Raw genomic sequence first — 16,114 nt, 5'->3', positions numbered from 1 at the left:
AAGGGCAGCGTTTCCGCTGCCCTTGTGCGTAATTCAATTCCAGCTCTATTAGTCACGGTTACCCATGAACTGCAGCAGGAACATGAACATGTTGATGAAGTCGAGATACAGACGCAGCGCGCCCATAACGATCTTGCGGCCCTGCGTGTCCGAAGCATCGCCTTCGTAGTACATTTCCTTGATCGACTGCGTGTCGTAGGCAGTGAGGCCTGCGAAGATCAGAACGCCGATCACCGAGATTGCAAACTGCAGCGCGGTGGAGCCAAGGAAGATGTTTACGACAGAGGCGATGATCAGGCCGAACAGGCCCATCATCAGGAACGAGCCCATTGCGGAAAGATCACGCTTGGTCGTGTAACCGTAAAGCGAGAGCGCTCCGAAGGAAGCAGCCGTTACGAAGAAAGTGCGCACGACGCTCTGTCCGGTATAGACCAGGAAGATCGACGACAGCGACAGACCAACGAGGGCTGCATAGCCCCAGAATACGGCGTTAGCGGTCGAAACCGACAGACGTTCGATACGGAAGCTCAGGAAAAATACTGCTGCGAGCGGTGCAAGCATGACCACCCAGCGCAGAGGAGACGTGTAAAGTGCTGCACCAAGTGCAGTAAGCATCTTGCCGTTTGCCATCTGCGCGACAGCGGCAGACGGGTCGTTGGTCACTGCCAGAGATGCGACGGCGAATGCAGCAAGGCCGGTAACGGCCAAGCCGATAGCCATCATGTTGTAGACGCCCAGCATGTAGCTGCGCAGTCCCTGATCAATGCTTGCATCAGCGCGAGCGCCGCCTACCGGCCTCTGCTGCGCCTGAATATTGCGAAAGTCAGCCATGACTTAAATCCTCTTGCCTTGTCCCGTCCGGTGTCGGGGCTTGGCTCATTTCGAGCCGCTCCCAGGCGCCGCTGGCGGGACCCCAGCATGCCTGCGTTTATTATGGGCATTTCAGAGCTTACGTACAAGTACTACCTGTAAAAAATCGTGATAAGGCAGCTTGAAAACTCAAACGCATTCTCCATGCTATCCAATCATTTAGCCGGTATTTAGCCCAATTATGATCCAAACATTACAAATGGTTCATATGGTTCGCAGCACGGTTGCAGGTTTCTGACCCAACACTCGCCATGTTCCAGCAAGGCCGAAACCAACGGTGAGGACCAGTGCAACCGCGACTGTCATCAGAGCCACATCCGGCAGGAACTGCGCTTTAAGCTTCATCACTTCCACCACAACATACCAACCGGCCGCACTTCCTGCGACCAGTGCAAATACCGCCGTTGCAAGCCCGAGCAGCATGTATTCGACAATATAAGCGGCAATGAGCGTGCCACGCGTGGCACCCAGCGTTTTAAGCACAACGGCATCGTGAACGCGGGCTCGATTGCCCGCAGCCAAGGCCCCGCCAAGCACAAGCACTGAGGCCGCAAGCGCAATCGATGCAGCCGCACGGATTGCCGTAGCAAGCTGACTGATCAGATCATTGGCAACATCAAGCGCATCCGTCACGCTGACAGTGGTGACCGCTGGCCATGTTTTCGTAACCTGTCGCAGCACATCAGGCGCAAGGTTCTTCTGATCATCAGGAATGGTCAAGGTTGCAAGCCAAGTGGCGGGGGCCCCGGCAAAGGTATTGGGCGAAAACACCATGACGAAATTCATCGCCAGCGTTTCCCATTGCAACTGCCGGAAACTTGCAATTTTTGCATTGATGTTGCGACCAAGCACATTAACCGTGACGGTATCGCCCAGCTTCAGGCCAAGCTCCTTGCCTTCGCGTTCTGCAAAAGACACGAGTGGCTCGCCGCTATAATCTGTTGGCCACCAAGCCCCCTCTGTGAGGGTTGAATTTTCAGGAACCTTGTCGGCAAAGGTGATGCCACGATCGCCCCGCAATACCCAAGCAGCTTCCGGCGGAATGGTCATATCGCGTACATTCGTGCCGTTAAAGGCCACAATACGTCCACGCAGCATGGGACCGGAGGTAAGCTTGCCGTCGGGCACGATGCCGCTCACAAGCTTGGTGAAGTCACCGATGTCGTTGTTCTGGATATCGACAAAGAAGAAATCCGGTGCCTGAGCAGGAATGTTCTCCGTCACCTGACGGCGTAGATTGCCGTCGATCAGTGCAATCGCCACCATGAGTGTAAGACCGAGGCCGAGCGACAAAACCACCGAAGGAGTCAGCGCGCCTGGACGATGAATATTGCCGACCGCAAGGCGAACGGCCGTTGAACGCATGCGCGGTGCACGGCGGGCAAGCCAGCGGATAGCGTCAGCCACCAGTCGCAAAACACCGAAGGCTGCAATCGACGAAACGATAAAGATAGCCGCGATCCGGCGGTCATAGGCGACGTAAAGCGCCAGCCCCGCCAAGGCCGCAATCAGCAAAACAGCAAGGCTGAGATAAAGGAATGGTGGGAAGCCACGCTGCTCAAAACCCTGTTCGCGGAAAAGTGCTGTCGCCGGAATATTGCGCGCGCGGCCCAGCGGTATGATTGCAAAGGCCAGAGTCGTGATGAGGCCGAAAACTGCAGCAAGTGCTAACGCATCCGGGAAGAAGCCACCTCCACCTGCGACGGGAAGATAATTGGCGAGCGCTGCCGCCGCCGCAAAGGGCATGATCGTCGCCAGAACCAGTCCTATTGCAATGCCGATGAGACCGATCACCATGATCTGTACCAGATAGACCAGCACGGCAAAGCGCGCAGGCGCACCCAATGATTTGAAGGTCGCGATCACACCGCGCTTGCCGTCGAGATAGGCACGAACGGCATTGGCAACCCCGACACCACCAACGATGAGGGCGGTCAGTCCGACCAGTGTGAGAAACTGTGAGAAGCGCTCGATATTGGCGCTCAGCGCCGGTGCGGCGTTGGCGCGCGAACGGATATTCCAGCCTGCATCCGGAAAATCGGTACCTGCCCGCTCACGCAATTGCGCGATTGCTGAGTCCGGCGCGCCATCTAGCAATGCAACCTTGTAGATATGATCGACAAGGCTTCCAGGCTGGATCAGTCCTGAAGCACGTAAACCATCCATTGAGACCAGAAAGCGCGGCGCGAAATTAAATCCCGATGATAGGAGATCGGGTTCGCTTTCAATCAAAGCACGCAGTTCAAAGGTTTCGGAGCCGAGCAGCACTTTCGCACCAAGCGACAGGCCCATTCGATTGAGGAAATCCTGACTGACCGCAGCACCATAGGTCCCACCCTGCTCTTTGGTCATATCCGCAAGCGACTGCTGGGGCTGCACTTTCAGCTCACCATAGAGCGGATAGGCAGCATCCACCGCCTTAACCTCAACGAGCGACTGATCGGTGCCGTCCGGTATGCGCGCCATGGAGCGCATGGTGGCACTTTCCGCAAAGCGGCCCTGCTGTTCGATAAAGGCGCGCTCATTCGTGCTTGCCTCACGTTGATTAAGCGAAAAGCTCATATCACCGCCGAGAATGCTCTGACCTTCCGAAGCAATGCCTGTGCTAACAGAACGCGCGACGGAGTTCACACCGCCAATGGCTGCGACGCCCAGCGCGATACAGGCGAGAAAAATATAGAACCCGGATAAACCACCGCGCATTTCCCGTAATGCAAAACGCAGCGCGAGTGAAAAAGACTTCGTAAATCTCATACGCCAGCCGCCGCTTTTTCGAAAACAACAGCATCCGCGGCGGACACCTCAATGCGTCCTGAACGCACTGGGATCTCATGGTCGCAGCGTGCAGCCAGAGACGGATCATGTGTGACCAGCACCATGGTCAAACCGTTTTCGCGCTGCTTGGAAAACAGCAAATCAGTAATCTGGCGACCCGTCGCCGTATCGAGATTACCTGTCGGTTCATCCGCAATCAGGATTTTGGGGCTTGGCGCAAGTGCACGGGCAATCGCCACGCGTTGCTGCTCACCACCAGAAAGCTCTGAAGGATAATGCGTGAGGCGCTCGCCAAGACCGACAGCAATAAGCTCTCGTTCGGCCACTTCAAATGCATCCTTGCGTCCGGCAAGTTCCAGAGGCACGGCAACATTTTCCAGCGCTGTCATATTGGGAATGAGGTGGAAGGACTGGAAGACGATCCCGATATTGGCACCGCGGAATGCCGCGGCTTGATCCTCGGTCATCTTGCTGATTGTCTCGCCTGCAATCTTCACACTTCCGTTATCGACATGCTCAAGACCAGCCAGAACCATCAAAAGGGTAGACTTACCCGAACCCGATGGACCTACGATGCCGACGGACCGTCCCTGGGCAATTGAAAGTGAAACGCCCTTGAGGACATGGACCGATGAAGCTGCATGTCCAAGTGTGAGATGAACGTTCTCAAGTTCAATAATCGGGCCAAAAATCGGGGGAGTCACCTGTTCCGTCACGCGTTTTTCTTCCTATATGAATATTGAAGAGCCAAAGCGCGCCACAAAATTGAACTTGTTTTGCGCCAGAAATTGAAGAGAAGTCCGAGGAGAAGTTCTTCGGGTGATTTTCCTACCTTGTTGCTAGATATGGGTTGCTGACAATGCGTTTCAAACTCTCGATCCCGGCATGGCTGTCGATTTTTGCGATAGTTGGATCTTTTCTTGCCACAAGCTTGCCTATCGCACACGCTCAGGAAGAGCCGACTGGACTCGAAGACGCACTGCCTACCGAGCAGCTGGCGCAGGTGAAAATTGTTGGTTTCGGCGATAGTTTAATGGCGGGATATCTTCTGCCTTCCAATGCGGCATTCCCGCAGCAGCTTGAAAAAGTGCTTGATGAAAAGGGCTACGAAGTCACCATTGAGAATGCGGGCGTGTCGGGCGACACAACCACCGGCGGCCTTGCTCGCATCGACTGGTCGATCCCCGATGGCACCGACCTGGTGATCCTTGAACTTGGTGCTAATGACGCATTGCGGGGAATTTCACCTGACATCACCGAGAAAAATCTCGATGAAATGTTGTCGCGCCTTAAGACACGCGGCATCTCCGTTATCCTCGCAGGCATGATGGCGCCGCCCAATATGGGCAAGGATTACGCTGATAAATTCAATCCGATCTATCCCAAGCTCGCCCAGAAATACGGCGTGCCACTCTATCCCTTCTTTCTGGAAGGCGTTGCCGCACAAAAGGAATTACAGCTGGAAGATGGCATGCATCCCAATGAAAAAGGGATTGAAACCATGGTCGCGAAGTTTTTGCCTATGATCGAGAAGAACCTGAAGGATATACAAAAGACGGGGACATCCGGCGGTTGATATTGTGGGGCGAGATAAACAGCTTGCCTCCGACAGCGAAGAATGATTCGCTAGAAGATGTAGAACGATTCGAGGAGGATGCCTTATGCCGCGTCTCTTTACTGCCCTCGAAATCCCGCGCGACGCCGCGCTTTCGCTCTCGTTATTACGAGGCGGTCTTCCCGGCGCGCGCTGGATTGATGTCGAAAACTACCACATAACCCTGCGTTTTATTGGAGATGTGGAAGGCCACGTGGCCGATGAGATTGCCAATGCGCTTGATCGCGTAAGGCGTCCCGAATTCATGCTCAACCTGTCGGGTGTCGATGCTTTTGGCTCCAAAAAGCCGCACAGCATCTATGCGGGCGTATCCCCCTCATCTGAACTCAACGCATTGCAAGGTGAAATCGAACGCATCTGCCAGAGGCTTCGCATTCCTGCTGATCCGCGCAAATTCATACCCCATGTGACTTTGGCGCGATTGAGAAATGCCCGCATTGATGATGTGGTGCATTATCTCTCTTCACGCGGCAACTTCTCGACACTGCCCTTCAAAGTAGGTCGCTTCGTGTTGATGTCGTCACGTGATTCTGTGGGCGGTGGACCTTACGTTGTTGAAGAAGCCTGGCCTTTGATCGCTGCATCACGCCAGAACTGGTCAGCCAACGCATTGGAAGACGCCAGGATCATCCGGTAAACCTCTTCGAAATCCCCGATCTGACCGTAATAAGGATCGGGGATTTCAACCGGCCTTCCTTCGGCGATGTCGGTGAGAAGTCCGACACGGGCACTCGCGTTTGCTGGCTGTCGCTGGCCGATCATCCGCATGTTGTAGTGATCCATACCCAAAATAAGATCAAAACGCGTGAAATCAGCGGCGATCAGCTGACGGCAACGTTGGGCTGAGATATCAAGACCATGACGTGCAGCAACCCGGATCGAACGATCGTCAGGTTCTTCGCCTGTGTGATAACCATTTGTACCCGCAGAATCGATCAGCACATGATCAATTCTGCGCTGTTTCAGCACTTCACCCATCACACCTTCTGCAAGCGGCGAACGGCAGATATTGCCTGCACAGACAAAAAGGATACTGGTCGGGGCTGAATGGGTCACGAAACTCTCGCAGCTATGATAAGTTGATATCAGGGACCCAACATAGGCAAAAGACGATGGCACGCAACAGGTTGACAGAAGACAAACTGAAAGAAGCGCTCACTGACCTTGAAGGCTGGCAGAAAGTCGAAGGCCGCGAAGCCATCCAAAAAACTTTCAAGTTCAAGGATTTCAATGTGGCTTTCGGCTTCATGACACGCGTAGCGCTTCACGCCGAGAAGCTCGACCACCATCCAGAATGGTTCAATGTCTATAATCGTGTCGATGTTACGCTTTCGACCCATAGTGAAAATGGTATCACGGAACTTGATATCAAATTAGCGCGCAAGATGAATACATTTATCTGAATCTATTCAAACCTTTGAAATATAAACGATAATAATCTTTTTCTGGAAGTTGAAGCTGCCATCACGGTTTCGGCATGAGTAAGGCAGCACCTTCGCCAGATCGACCTTTTCGTTCCAGTTCTGCCCCAACGCACCGCCATTCACGCTTCTGATAAAAACGTCACCAATGGCAATGGCCGAATGAAATATGTGCCCGGCTCTGACATCATAGAAGCCGATTGCTCGTCCATAGGGCAGCGCCGAATAGCCATTCCACAGCTCTCCAGCTTTGAAATTCAGCAACGGAATCCAGTTTTGTCCAGATGTGCCGCGTAATGTATGCTCTGAAATACCAGCGCCCAGTAGGAACCGCATATAGGCGGTAATGTCGTAGCAAATGCCATCCATTACATCGATATTTACCTGATCGCCAATATCCTGTGCCGCGGCCAGTTGATGACCGCGATAGAACTGACTTGACCGGTCGGTGCGCACAAAGTTTTCGCCATAGCCGGTTAGATGCATAGAAAATCTCCACTTAATCAGATCGGGCAGATCGAGAAACCGCTCCGTTTTGGCTAAGGCTATATTCCTGTGATTTGGGAGAGTTGGTGTAGCTGACGGTTCTCTCAGGGGAACCACAACCCCAAATCTTGAAAAGTGGTCGCAATATTCCCATCTGCAGTATCGTCATGTCTTAGCTAAAAAGCGCATCCCGAAAAAGTGAAACAGTTTTCGGACGAAGTGTGCGGTAAAAAGCGCGTTAACTGGCTGACAGGAGTTTGAACGAAAGATGGATAGCGTCAAAATTGATGAAATCCTCGAACCCGGCGATGAGGGCGACTTCAACAATCGCAGCGAGCGGGTGAAAAAAGGATTCTGGAAGACCGCACGCCGTGCCGGTCGCATGGTCCCGTTCATGGATGAGGTCGTGGCTGCCTATTATTGTGCGCTCGACCAGAACACACCGACGCGCGCGCGTATGACACTGATGGCAGCGCTTGCCTATTTCGTTCTGCCTTTCGATGTCATCCCCGATATGTTGGTCGGCATCGGCTTTACCGATGATATTGCAGTGCTGATGGCGGCTCTGACTGCAGTTCGCACGCATATTACCCCGGCACATAAAATTGCCGCCCGTGAGGCCCTGCGCGACGAGGAAGAGGCAGCTTAAAGCAACCTCCAGTCTTCACATTTTTGTTATGGGGCATCATCACGATGATGATGCATTGACGCGATATGACAAACTCTTGCCGCTTTCTTTTGGATGAAGTTGGCAACGGGATCGCGGGGCCTTGGCCTGACTGCTCAAGTTTTCTTTCAAAACTTCACCGTTTGGTAACCCAGATTAAGGCACATTAAGGGTCACCAAACGGGACGGCGTGTTGAACGGCGACATCCCGATATTCGACTTTGAAGCAAACGAAAGAGAACCGGTAAAAAACCATGCTTGGAAAATCGATCGTCGCGGCTTCGGTGTTCACGATTGCAATGGCGGGCTCGGCTCTCGCCCAGACACCGACCCAGATTAAGCAGTTCGACGCCTGGGGCGCCTACAGCTATCAGTCAGGCAATGGCAAGGTTTGCTATGTCCTGTCCGTTCCGACGCAGAAAGCGCCAGCCAATGTTGATCACGGCGACAACTTCTTCCTCGTGAGCCAGAAGCCAGGGCAGAACATCAGCTTTGAGCCACAGTTCATGGCTGGCTACGAGCTGAACGCCAATGCGAATGCCAAGGTCATCGTCACCATTGGAAACCGCAATTTTACAATGTTCGTCAACGGCAAATCCGGCTGGATGGAAAACGCCGCCGAAGAGCCACAGCTGATTGCAGCGATGCGCGGTGGTTCAGATATGAAAGTGCAGGCACAGTCCAAGCGCGGCACCAAGACCAATTACACCTATTCGCTCAAAGGCATTTCGGCAGCACTCGCAGCCATTCAGAAGTGCAAATAAGCCAGTCGGTTCAAGCTAAATTACTAAGCCGGGGCTCCGCTCCGGCTTTTCTTTTCGATACCGAACCTATCATACTGCATATCAGCTAAAACATAGAGCGGGATGACGGAGCGAATATTGTGTGCTATGTCCGCGCGCAACAGGCTCGCATAATCAAATGAACGAGCCCATATATCCATGTAATTGGTAGTGTTTATCGGCGCGCTTTATGCGGCGTCCTCAACAGTTGAAAACAGATGTCCATTTCATTCGACTTAACCATTGATGATACGCGCGACCAGCTTGCCCGCCATGTGCGCGCAAATATGGAGCAAAAGCCGTCGCTCATCGGCATGTCGCGCGAAGAAATGGCCGAGGAGCTGCTCAAGGTCGGCGTAACGCCAAAGCAGGTCAAGATGCGCATCGCGCAGCTCTGGCATTGGCTCTATGTGCGCGGCGTGTCCGACTTTGCAGATATGCGCAATATCTCCAAGGACCTGCGCGTTCTTCTGGCCCAGCATTTCACCATTGCGCGTCCGGAAGTCGTTGAAGAACAAATCTCGCAGGATGGCACGCGCAAATGGCTGTTCCGCTTTCCGCCTCGTGGCGCTGGACGCCCCGTCGAAATCGAATGCGTTTATATTCCTGAAGAAGGTCGCGGTACGCTCTGCATTTCCTCGCAAGTGGGCTGCACACTGACCTGCACTTTCTGCCATACTGGCACACAGAAGCTGGTGCGCAATCTGACATCAGAAGAAATTCTGGCACAGTTGATGACGGCCCGGGACCGACTTGGCGATTTTCCAGACACGAACACGCCAGACGGTGCCATCGTTCCGGCCGAGGGACGCAAAGTTACCAATATTGTTATGATGGGTATGGGCGAGCCGCTTTATAACTTCGAGGAAGTGAAAAAGGCTCTGCTGATTGCGTCTGATGGCGATGGGTTAGCGCTTTCCAAGCGCCGCATCACGCTTTCAACTTCAGGCGTTGTGCCAGAAATCTACCGCACCGGCGAAGAAATCGGCGTGATGCTGGCAATTTCGCTTCATGCGGTGCGTGATGAATTGCGTGACCTTCTGGTACCGATCAACAAAAAATACCCGCTGGAACAACTCCTCAAGGCTTGCCGCGAATATCCGGGTCTGTCGAATGCCAAGCGCATTACGTTTGAATATGTGATGCTCAAGGATGTGAATGACAGCATGGAAGACGCCAAGCTTTTGGTAAAGCTTTTGCGCGGGATTCCTGCCAAGATCAACCTGATCCCATTCAACCCATGGCCTGGCACCAACTACCAGTGTTCCGACTGGGAGCACATTGAACGCTTCGCTGATTACGTGAATGCTGCAGGCTACGCCTCGCCGATCCGTACCCCGCGCGGCCGTGATATCCTTGCTGCCTGCGGTCAATTGAAGTCGGAATCGGAACGCATGCGCAAGAGCGAACGTCTGGCGCTCGAAGCCATGATGATTGCCGGACACGGAGACTAAGCGCGTTTGACCGATACATTCGATTACATCACGCGTTTTGTTGTTATTGTTTTCGGCTATTGCTGCGCGGTTCTCGCCGCAGGCTATTTTCTTGCCGCGGTTCTTTACGGCCAGTTTGACCTCAACGCGTTGCTCCGGCACGATGTTGACGGTAACGCCGCTTTCAACCCTTTTGTTGGAAATTGGGGCTCTGAAGGTTTTCAGGCTGCATTGCACTTGGGTGGATTCTTCTTTGCAGGTATTGCAGGCGTATTCAGCTTTTTCCCAGTACTTGGAATGGTCATCTATAGTGAGACCAAGCCTGTAACATCTTCGCTTTTCTATTGCGTAGGTGGACTGTTGATCAGCTTGTTTGCCATGATCTCAATCGGCCTTTTCACATGGCAGATGGAACCGATCGATTCATTCTCTGTCATGCTTTACACCACCGTCGCCTGCTCTGGCATTGTCGGCGGCTTCGTTTATTGGCTGATTGCCGGTCGCAAAGCCGGACGATTGTTAGCCCGCCCGGCTGAATAGCGATTTACTTAGCCTGTGCGGTGATGATTTTCAGCGCGAACGCTGAGAAAACACCGGCGAAAAGCCAATCCACAATCCGTGTGACCGTTGGGTTTTTCTTGAGAAGACCGGCAAACCTGTCTGCTGCAACCACCATAGGAATGGTGAAAGGCAGCGCTAGCGGAATGAACGACAGGCCAAGGAAGAACAGTTTTCCCATGGCGTGCGGATCATGTGCCGAAACGAACTGCGGCAGGAAGGTCATGTTGAACAGAATGATCTTCGGGTTGAGCAGATTGATGCCAAGCCCCGTCGCCCAATTCTGAACCAGCGTATGCTTCTTGCCGCCGTTTTTTTCCGGCGAGAATGCCGAACCTTTGCGGATCGCCTGCACTGCAAGCCAGACGAGATAAACTGCACCCACCACCTTCAATGCAGTGAAGGCTGCAGGCGAAGCGAGGATGAGCGCTGAAAGCCCAAGCGCTACCATGCTCGTATGCACAACAATGCCGGTGCTTGCGCCTGCCATACAGGCAAAACCGGCTGCCTTACCTTCAGACAAGGCACGACCGACAAAAAGCGTCATATCCGGGCCAGGCGTTATGGATAAAATTGCAGTGGCGATCACGAACTGGACGAAGATGGTCCATTCGGGAATGAAGGTCAGATTTGTCAGAAAAGACATCGAGAGGCACTCCGAGAATTCGCGGCAAGCTAACGCGAATTCATTTCCGCCGCTATAGGATTTTTTAAGCCTTCTTGGAGACTCTTATTTATGCGTATGCGACCCATCCGCGATAGGTGAAAGACGCATAAAAAAGGCTCAGATTTTTGAAGCCCGCATCATGTATCAGCGTCTCATCCTGTTGCGGCGTAAGAATATGCAAACGCTGATTGATTGCAGCACTGGCTTTCACTGCACTTGCCAGATCGACACCGGAATCATTCAAAAAGGCAGAATAGCGCGACAGCCACAATGCTCGCTCATCAGCATCCTCTTGCTCAAAACTGAAATGCGCCATGATAAATGGTGCGCCGAGTTTCAGACGTCGATAAACGTCTGCAAGAGTTTGTCTGCGCGTTTCCTCATCGAGAAAATGCATGGTCAGCAAACAGACCGCTCCATCAAACGGTCCCAGAGCTGCGCTGTCGATATAGCCTTTCTGGAAATTCACGCGATCCGTATTAGGGCCAAGACTTTGCCGCGCCAATTCCAGCATTTCTGCGGAAGGATCGACACCTTCAAAGGTCCAATGCGGATGATTTTCAGCAAATAGCTTGAGTTCAAGACCACCACCCGCGCCCAACACCAGAATACGTGCGGTATCGGGGACGTGTTCAGCAAGCAGCAAACGAGTCATGCGCTGCATATCCCGAAAACCCGGCACAGCCTTCGGCGGCCCTTCTACATAATGCGCGACAACCTGCGGATCGGTAAATGGATTGCTTGATTTAATCATGTAACTTTTATAGTTACAAATCAAGATGGCAGTCAAGACTGTCCATATTGGCAGATGAAGCTTTCTTTTCGCCGACAAAGCGCCATCCGGCTTGCGCGCGGCTTAGCAACTGATAAAAGAACTGCAACATCCTGTTCTACAGCCCTTTGGGCTACAATCGCATCTCAGACGGAAGTGAACTATGAGCAAGCTGAAAGACGTTAAAAAGGTCGTTCTCGCCTATTCCGGCGGTCTCGACACCTCGATCATCCTGAAATGGTTGCAGACTGAGCTTAACGCAGAAGTCGTCACCTTTACCGCCGATCTTGGCCAGGGCGAAGAGCTTGAACCAGCACGCAAGAAAGCTGAAATGCTGGGCATCAAAGAAATCTTCGTTGAGGACGTGCGCGAAGAATTCGTGCGCGATTTCGTCTTTCCGATGTTCCGCGCCAATGCCGTTTATGAAGGCGTCTACCTGCTCGGCACATCGATTGCCCGCCCGCTGATCTCCAAGCACCTCATTGAAATCGCCAAGAAGACCGGCGCCGACGCTATTGCGCACGGCGCAACCGGCAAGGGTAACGATCAGGTTCGCTTTGAGCTTTCCGCTTATGCGCTGAACCCGGACATCAAGATCATCGCTCCATGGCGCGACTGGACATTCAAGAGCCGCACGCATCTGCTCGAATTTGCTGAACAGCACCAGATCCCGGTTGCCAAGGACAAGAAGGGCGAAGCGCCGTTCTCGGTTGACGCAAACCTGCTGCACTCTTCGTCTGAAGGCAAGGTTCTGGAAGATCCGGCAATCGAAGCGCCAGAATATGTGCACATGCGTACGATTTCGCCAGAATCAGCACCTGATACACCAACCATCATCAAGATTGGCTTTGAAAAGGGTGATGCCGTTTCGATCAATGGCGAACGTCTGTCGCCTGCCACACTGCTTGCCAAGCTCAATGATTATGGCCGAGACAACGGCATCGGTCGTTTAGACCTTGTTGAAAACCGTTTCGTCGGCATGAAGTCGCGCGGTGTCTACGAAACCCCAGGTGGAACGATCCTGCTGGCTGCCCACCGTGCCATCGAATCGATCACGCTCGACCGAGGGGCTGCGCACCTCAAGGATGAGCTGATGCCACGTTATGCAGAGCTGATCTATTACGGCTTCTGGTTCTCACCAGAGCGCGAAATGCTGCAGGCCGCTATCGACCTCAGCCAGCGCCACGTTGAAGGCGAAGTCACGCTCAAGCTCTATAAGGGCAATGTGATCGTGACTGGCCGTGAAAGCGATAAGTCGCTTTATTCCGACAAGCTCGTCACATTTGAAGACGATCAGGGCGCTTACGACCAGAAGGACGCAGCAGGCTTCATTAAGCTCAATGCACTTCGTCTGCGTACACTCGCAGCGCGCGACCGTCGCTAGGCCTTTAAAAGCACGACAAAAAGCCCGCCTCCCGGCGGGCTTTTCAATTCAAGAATACCTAAAAGACACACAGACATGAGGCATGAGATTTTGCTTCTCTATCTGGCCCTGCCTGCCTGTATTTTACTCGGCATTTATCTGCTGATCCGCTGCGTTTCCATCCTATGGAAAATCATTGCGCCTAATGTCCGTTACCGTTTTCCAGCTGATAGCCAGACGCAAAATTTTCATTTGCCAAAGGTAGGGCGATATATGATCAGCATCGTGTTTCCGCCGTTCACTGTTCTCACTGGAACGGCTTATTTCTCAGCCCAATTCACTATCAAAGCACACGCGTCTGGCACACGGGTTCCCTATCACTCCGCAAGCCGTTCTCTGCTAAGCGTCAGACGTACAGATATGCGCGGCTATGCTGCTCACGCCTTGGGTTATTTTGATTGCAACGTGCCGGGTGATTACGAGATTACCTGTCTTAATCCTGAAAATATCCGTGTGGATTTCCAGCTGGAAGTATCGCCTCACGTTTCCTTTCTGAAGCTCGCGCCAGTCATTTTAGGAACCATTCTTGCAGCAGGAATGAGCATAGGTGGAACGATTGTTTCGCTACTTTGGATGACTGGCAGGATTGATTGAGATTCAGCTGGCGTGCTTGATACCCGCCAGCATTTTTTCCTCGCTGGGGCGCAAGGTCAGCACCCGAACGCCATTGGCAGTGACAGCCACGGTATGCTCGAACTGCGCCGACAATTTTCCGTCGCGCGTTACCACCGTCCAGCCGTCCTGTTTCGTCTTCACCTTGGCTGCGCCTTGATTGAGCATTGGCTCGATGGTGAACACCATACCTTCACGCAAACGCTCACCTGTGCCCGGCTTGCCAAAATGCAGAACCTGCGGCTCCTCATGCATCTCGCGTCCAATACCATGCCCGCAATATTCGCGCACCACACTGTACTCATGACGCTTGGCGTATCGCTCGATGGCATAGCCAATATCGCCCAGCGTTGCACCGGGACGCACAGCGGCAATCCCCTTCCACAGTGCCTCATAAGTCACACGGACCAACCGCGAGGCAAAGGGAGCAACTTCACCAATCATGTAAGTCTTACTGGAATCGGCGATATAGCCATCCTTCTCCAACGTGATATCGAAATTGATGATCTCGCCATTCTCTATTGTGTCATCATTCGATGGCATCCCGTGGCAGACGACCTCGTTCTTCGAGGCATTCAACACATAGGGATAATCATACTGCCCTTTACTGGCGGGTCGCGCATTCAGATCCCGCGTGATGTAATCCTCGACCAGATCATTCACCTGCATCGTTGTCATGCCAGCAAGCGGCGTGCGGTCAAGGAGCGCAAAAACCGAGGCCAGCAATGCTCCCGATACTGCCATCTTTTCCACTTCGGCAGGCGTCTTGGTCATGTTGGCCTGACCACCATGACGGAAAGCTCTACCTGCGCTGCACGCAATTGCATCTGAACAATTTCATTGAATGACATGTCGGGATTGGCCTGCGCCAGCATGCCGATTTTCATCCAGTATTCGGCTTGTGCATTGATCGAGCGACACATGACATCGCTCGCCTTGCGCACTTCCTCATGCAGTTCGTCGTCAATTTTCACAATGCCCATAGCTCTACCCAGTTAAGTGATCCGTATGCGAAATATATATGTTTCGTATATACGCGTTTATCAGGTTTTCTCAATCATCGTTGTATCATAAAATGAATTGTTTTTAATATGGCACCATACTATATGGTGCCGTATGGATATTATAGAGCAAAAACATCACGCCCTGTTGAGCGAACTGAAACGTCGGAACAGCCCTTCTATGGGCGACCTCAAAACCTGTTTTGAGGTCTTATCTCTAGCTGCGGCAATAGACCGGGATTGCGCCAATAGGCTCGCGCCCCACAAGCTTTCTGAAGGTAAGTTTGTTCTGTTGTTTTTGTTGCAGAACGCACCTGATGGCCTTTCTCCGCACACACTTTCAGAGCGCGCGGGTGTAACACGCGCGACGATCACCGGCCTGCTGGATGGGCTGGAGCGGGATGGCTTCGTCAAGCGTCATTCCGACATGCAAGATCGCCGTAAGCTGACTATCCAGCTGACTCCCGAAGGCGCCCAACTGGCGCAACAGCTTTTCGATGAGCATACGACGTGGATTGCAAGCCTGATGAGCGATCTTTCTCTCGGCGAACAACAACTTCTGAGCACATTGCTACGTCGCATCTGGAGCCGCACCGATGCGGGACGCTCTTTCAAGATCAACGACACCTTAAGGGAAATGACATGAACTATTATCTCGCCGAGCTTTATTCTCCGAAATCGAGCTGGCACGCACTGAGCCCTGAAGACAGGCAAGGCTTCTTTGAAAAAGTCGGCGCAGGTATGGGTGGTCTTGCAGCTCTTGGTATCGAAGCCCTGGCTCTAGGTCCCGTTGATGCAACAAAGCCTTATGCACCGAAACAGAGCTTCTTTGCGATCTGGCGTTTTCCAGACGAAGCAGCACTCGATATGTTGATTGCCGGAATCACTGCTACCGGCTGGCACGATTATTTTGACACCATCAATGCAACAGGCGCAGGCACTGATCTTCCCGGCCATCTTGCGCAATTGGCAGCTGTGCCTTTCAAAGAAGCAGCCTGACCTGATAGATCCGCGGCTATAAATGCTCCGCCT

Annotated in this window: 20 protein-coding genes; 11 read left to right on the top strand and 9 right to left on the bottom strand. The window is 52.9% G+C overall.

Annotation, left to right across the window (positions count from 1 at the left end; all coding sequences use genetic code 11):
- Positions 1-48: 48 nt before the first annotated feature.
- From OIV19_RS01930 to OIV19_RS01920, 3 genes are all read right to left on the bottom strand, one after another.
- Complete coding sequence (locus OIV19_RS01930) at positions 49-831, bottom strand: Bax inhibitor-1/YccA family protein (protein WP_095445855.1); 783 nt, start codon at positions 829-831, stop codon at positions 49-51.
- A gap of 243 nt (positions 832-1,074) precedes the next feature.
- Positions 1,075-3,624, bottom strand: coding sequence for an ABC transporter permease (locus OIV19_RS01925; protein WP_264230517.1), 2,550 nt, complete (start codon positions 3,622-3,624; stop codon positions 1,075-1,077).
- Positions 3,621-4,349, bottom strand: coding sequence for an ABC transporter ATP-binding protein (locus OIV19_RS01920; protein ID WP_095447822.1), 729 nt, complete (start codon positions 4,347-4,349; stop codon positions 3,621-3,623). The genes OIV19_RS01925 and OIV19_RS01920 overlap by 4 nt, the downstream gene beginning before the upstream one ends.
- A 155-nt stretch (positions 4,350-4,504) precedes the next feature.
- On the opposite strand from OIV19_RS01920, the gene OIV19_RS01915 reads away from it, so the two are divergent.
- Together OIV19_RS01915 and thpR are read left to right on the top strand one after the other, a co-directional pair.
- Positions 4,505-5,221: an arylesterase gene (locus OIV19_RS01915; RefSeq protein WP_151095606.1), complete on the top strand. Its 717-nt coding sequence runs from the start codon at positions 4,505-4,507 to the stop codon at positions 5,219-5,221.
- Positions 5,222-5,306: 85 nt separating this feature from the next.
- Positions 5,307-5,897: an RNA 2',3'-cyclic phosphodiesterase gene (gene thpR / locus OIV19_RS01910; protein ID WP_095445852.1), complete on the top strand. Its 591-nt coding sequence runs from the start codon at positions 5,307-5,309 to the stop codon at positions 5,895-5,897.
- Here thpR and OIV19_RS01905 read toward each other — a convergent pair.
- Positions 5,807-6,316 (bottom strand): low molecular weight protein-tyrosine-phosphatase, encoded by a 510-nt coding sequence (locus OIV19_RS01905; protein WP_244923272.1) that lies wholly within the window; start codon positions 6,314-6,316, stop codon positions 5,807-5,809. The genes thpR and OIV19_RS01905 overlap by 91 nt on opposite strands.
- 56 nt (positions 6,317-6,372) lie before the next feature.
- On the opposite strand from OIV19_RS01905, the gene OIV19_RS01900 reads away from it, so the two are divergent.
- Positions 6,373-6,663, top strand: a complete 291-nt coding sequence (locus OIV19_RS01900) for a 4a-hydroxytetrahydrobiopterin dehydratase (RefSeq protein WP_264230516.1) — start codon at positions 6,373-6,375, stop codon at positions 6,661-6,663.
- A 6-nt stretch (positions 6,664-6,669) separates the two neighbouring features.
- On the opposite strand, the gene OIV19_RS01895 is transcribed toward OIV19_RS01900, so the two are convergent.
- Positions 6,670-7,167 carry a hypothetical protein gene (locus OIV19_RS01895; protein ID WP_095445849.1) on the bottom strand — a complete coding sequence of 166 codons (498 nt, stop codon included), beginning with the start codon at positions 7,165-7,167 and terminating at the stop codon, positions 6,670-6,672.
- 268 nt (positions 7,168-7,435) lie between these two features.
- Here OIV19_RS01895 and OIV19_RS01890 point away from each other — a divergent pair, with 268 nt between their 5' ends.
- The 4 genes from OIV19_RS01890 to OIV19_RS01875 all read left to right on the top strand — a co-directional run bounded on the left by OIV19_RS01890 (position 7,436) and on the right by OIV19_RS01875 (position 10,589).
- On the top strand, positions 7,436-7,816 hold the full coding sequence (locus tag OIV19_RS01890) for a YkvA family protein (RefSeq protein WP_264230515.1): 381 nt from the start codon (positions 7,436-7,438) through the stop codon (positions 7,814-7,816).
- A gap of 272 nt (positions 7,817-8,088) precedes the next feature.
- Positions 8,089-8,598 carry an invasion associated locus B family protein gene (locus OIV19_RS01885; protein ID WP_024898243.1) on the top strand — a complete coding sequence of 170 codons (510 nt, stop codon included), beginning with the start codon at positions 8,089-8,091 and terminating at the stop codon, positions 8,596-8,598.
- Between the two features lie 236 nt (positions 8,599-8,834).
- Positions 8,835-10,070: a dual-specificity RNA methyltransferase RlmN gene (rlmN, locus tag OIV19_RS01880; RefSeq protein WP_095445847.1), complete on the top strand. Its 1,236-nt coding sequence runs from the start codon at positions 8,835-8,837 to the stop codon at positions 10,068-10,070.
- A 6-nt stretch (positions 10,071-10,076) separates the two neighbouring features.
- Positions 10,077-10,589: a hypothetical protein gene (locus OIV19_RS01875; RefSeq protein WP_095445846.1), complete on the top strand. Its 513-nt coding sequence runs from the start codon at positions 10,077-10,079 to the stop codon at positions 10,587-10,589.
- Positions 10,590-10,593: 4 nt separating this feature from the next.
- Here the strand turns inward: OIV19_RS01875 and OIV19_RS01870 are convergent, their stop codons facing one another.
- Together OIV19_RS01870 and OIV19_RS01865 are read right to left on the bottom strand one after the other, a co-directional pair.
- A complete protein-coding gene (locus OIV19_RS01870) occupies positions 10,594-11,253 on the bottom strand; it encodes a LysE family translocator (RefSeq protein WP_095445845.1) in 660 nt (219 codons plus the stop codon).
- 88 nt (positions 11,254-11,341) lie between these two features.
- On the bottom strand, positions 11,342-12,028 hold the full coding sequence (locus OIV19_RS01865; RefSeq protein WP_264230514.1) for a class I SAM-dependent methyltransferase: 687 nt from the start codon (positions 12,026-12,028) through the stop codon (positions 11,342-11,344).
- 181 nt (positions 12,029-12,209) lie between these two features.
- Here OIV19_RS01865 and OIV19_RS01860 point away from each other — a divergent pair, with 181 nt between their 5' ends.
- Both OIV19_RS01860 and OIV19_RS01855 read left to right on the top strand, forming a co-directional pair.
- The gene (locus tag OIV19_RS01860) at positions 12,210-13,430 is read left to right on the top strand and encodes an argininosuccinate synthase (protein ID WP_095445843.1); all 1,221 of its coding nucleotides are present in this window, start codon (positions 12,210-12,212) and stop codon (positions 13,428-13,430) included.
- Between the two features lie 75 nt (positions 13,431-13,505).
- Positions 13,506-14,063 (top strand): hypothetical protein, encoded by a 558-nt coding sequence (locus tag OIV19_RS01855; RefSeq protein ID WP_264230513.1) that lies wholly within the window; start codon positions 13,506-13,508, stop codon positions 14,061-14,063.
- 3 nt (positions 14,064-14,066) lie between these two features.
- Here the strand turns inward: OIV19_RS01855 and map are convergent, their stop codons facing one another.
- Together map and OIV19_RS01845 are read right to left on the bottom strand one after the other, a co-directional pair.
- The gene (map, locus tag OIV19_RS01850; protein WP_264230512.1) at positions 14,067-14,855 is read right to left on the bottom strand and encodes a type I methionyl aminopeptidase; all 789 of its coding nucleotides are present in this window, start codon (positions 14,853-14,855) and stop codon (positions 14,067-14,069) included.
- Positions 14,852-15,064, bottom strand: coding sequence for a ParD-like family protein (locus tag OIV19_RS01845; RefSeq protein WP_095445841.1), 213 nt, complete (start codon positions 15,062-15,064; stop codon positions 14,852-14,854). Before OIV19_RS01845 ends, map begins: the two co-directional genes overlap by 4 nt.
- A gap of 133 nt (positions 15,065-15,197) precedes the next feature.
- Between OIV19_RS01845 and OIV19_RS01840 the strand changes: the two genes are divergently transcribed.
- Together OIV19_RS01840 and OIV19_RS01835 are read left to right on the top strand one after the other, a co-directional pair.
- Positions 15,198-15,728 (top strand): MarR family winged helix-turn-helix transcriptional regulator, encoded by a 531-nt coding sequence (locus tag OIV19_RS01840; protein ID WP_095445840.1) that lies wholly within the window; start codon positions 15,198-15,200, stop codon positions 15,726-15,728.
- On the top strand, positions 15,725-16,081 hold the full coding sequence (locus tag OIV19_RS01835) for a DUF6616 family protein (protein WP_264230511.1): 357 nt from the start codon (positions 15,725-15,727) through the stop codon (positions 16,079-16,081). The genes OIV19_RS01840 and OIV19_RS01835 overlap by 4 nt, the downstream gene beginning before the upstream one ends.
- The last annotated feature ends 33 nt before the right edge of the window (positions 16,082-16,114 follow it).

The organism is Brucella sp. HL-2 (genome assembly GCF_025846885.2).
Lineage (GTDB): Bacteria > Pseudomonadota > Alphaproteobacteria > Rhizobiales > Rhizobiaceae > Brucella > Brucella quorumnocens.
This window is presented reverse-complemented; position numbering and strand designations above follow the sequence as displayed.

What these genes read in the sequence shown, in the direction of transcription:
- OIV19_RS01930 (WP_095445855.1), bottom strand. Translation starts at nt 831, where the DNA reads ATGGCTGACTTTCGCAATATTCAGGCGCAGCAGAGGCCGGTAGGCGGC.
- OIV19_RS01925 (WP_264230517.1), bottom strand. Translation starts at nt 3,624, where the DNA reads ATGAGATTTACGAAGTCTTTTTCACTCGCGCTGCGTTTTGCATTACGG.
- OIV19_RS01915 (WP_151095606.1), top strand. Translation starts at nt 4,505, where the DNA reads ATGCGTTTCAAACTCTCGATCCCGGCATGGCTGTCGATTTTTGCGATA.
- thpR (WP_095445852.1), top strand. Translation starts at nt 5,307, where the DNA reads ATGCCGCGTCTCTTTACTGCCCTCGAAATCCCGCGCGACGCCGCGCTT.
- OIV19_RS01900 (WP_264230516.1), top strand. Translation starts at nt 6,373, where the DNA reads ATGGCACGCAACAGGTTGACAGAAGACAAACTGAAAGAAGCGCTCACT.
- OIV19_RS01895 (WP_095445849.1), bottom strand. Translation starts at nt 7,167, where the DNA reads ATGCATCTAACCGGCTATGGCGAAAACTTTGTGCGCACCGACCGGTCA.
- OIV19_RS01890 (WP_264230515.1), top strand. Translation starts at nt 7,436, where the DNA reads ATGGATAGCGTCAAAATTGATGAAATCCTCGAACCCGGCGATGAGGGC.
- OIV19_RS01885 (WP_024898243.1), top strand. Translation starts at nt 8,089, where the DNA reads ATGCTTGGAAAATCGATCGTCGCGGCTTCGGTGTTCACGATTGCAATG.
- rlmN (WP_095445847.1), top strand. Translation starts at nt 8,835, where the DNA reads ATGTCCATTTCATTCGACTTAACCATTGATGATACGCGCGACCAGCTT.
- OIV19_RS01870 (WP_095445845.1), bottom strand. Translation starts at nt 11,253, where the DNA reads ATGTCTTTTCTGACAAATCTGACCTTCATTCCCGAATGGACCATCTTC.
- OIV19_RS01865 (WP_264230514.1), bottom strand. Translation starts at nt 12,028, where the DNA reads ATGATTAAATCAAGCAATCCATTTACCGATCCGCAGGTTGTCGCGCAT.
- OIV19_RS01860 (WP_095445843.1), top strand. Translation starts at nt 12,210, where the DNA reads ATGAGCAAGCTGAAAGACGTTAAAAAGGTCGTTCTCGCCTATTCCGGC.
- OIV19_RS01855 (WP_264230513.1), top strand. Translation starts at nt 13,506, where the DNA reads ATGAGGCATGAGATTTTGCTTCTCTATCTGGCCCTGCCTGCCTGTATT.
- map (WP_264230512.1), bottom strand. Translation starts at nt 14,855, where the DNA reads ATGACCAAGACGCCTGCCGAAGTGGAAAAGATGGCAGTATCGGGAGCA.
- OIV19_RS01845 (WP_095445841.1), bottom strand. Translation starts at nt 15,064, where the DNA reads ATGGGCATTGTGAAAATTGACGACGAACTGCATGAGGAAGTGCGCAAG.
- OIV19_RS01840 (WP_095445840.1), top strand. Translation starts at nt 15,198, where the DNA reads ATGGATATTATAGAGCAAAAACATCACGCCCTGTTGAGCGAACTGAAA.
- OIV19_RS01835 (WP_264230511.1), top strand. Translation starts at nt 15,725, where the DNA reads ATGAACTATTATCTCGCCGAGCTTTATTCTCCGAAATCGAGCTGGCAC.